The organism is Xanthomonas sp. SHU 166, from assembly GCF_000364685.1.
Lineage (GTDB): Bacteria > Pseudomonadota > Gammaproteobacteria > Xanthomonadales > Xanthomonadaceae > Xanthomonas_A > Xanthomonas_A sontii.
Map to the genome: position 1 here is coordinate 1 of NZ_AQOJ01000680.1, position 715 is coordinate 715.

General features: G+C 71.5%; 1 protein-coding gene. It reads right to left on the minus strand.

The annotated features are described in order from the left end of the window. The coding region (locus tag D180_RS16085; RefSeq protein WP_043091140.1) for a hemagglutinin repeat-containing protein at window positions 1-715 on the minus strand (715 nt) is incomplete at both ends.

Genomic DNA, 715 nt, shown 5'->3' on the forward strand with positions numbered 1-715 from the left:
TCTTGCCCTGGCGGCTCTGGTCGGTGACGGTGCGACTGTCGCCCAGCACCGACGTGACATTGAGATCATGCCCGGCCGCGGCGATCAGGTTGCCATCGGCCTTCACTTGGGCCTGGCGGATGGTGAGGTCGTTGCCGGCGGCCAATTGCAGGCTGCCGCCGGTGGCGATGCTGGTGCGCACCGTGGCCTTGCCGTTGGCATCGGCGACCGGGGTCAGCGACAGGTCGTGGCCGGCCTGCAGCGCGGCGTTGCCGCCGGCGGCGATCGCCACGCCATGCAGTTGCAGGTCGTTGCCGGCCTGCAGGGACAGGTTGTTGCCGACGGTCAGGCTCGTGCCATCGCCGCCGCGGGTCAGGCCGGACTCGTTGCGCAGGGCGGTCGGCTGCAGCGTGAGGTTGTTGCCCGCCAGCAGCGCGGCGCTGTTGCCGGCCTGCACGGTGGTGCCGGTGAGGCTGAGGTCGCGGCCGGCCTGCAGCAGCAGGTTGTTGCCGGCAGTGATGCCCGAACGCAGGTCGCCGCCGGCGAGGGCGTCGCGGGTGGTGCTGGTGAGGTCGCGACCGGCGCTGAGCAGCACGTCGCGGCCGGCGATCTGGCCGCCGAGGTTGAGCAGGTCCTGATTGGCCTGCAACGCCACGGTGCCGCTGGACACGATGCGGCCCTGGTTGAGCAGGTTACCGGCGGTGGCGCTGACATTGGCGCCGCCGATGGTGCCGGT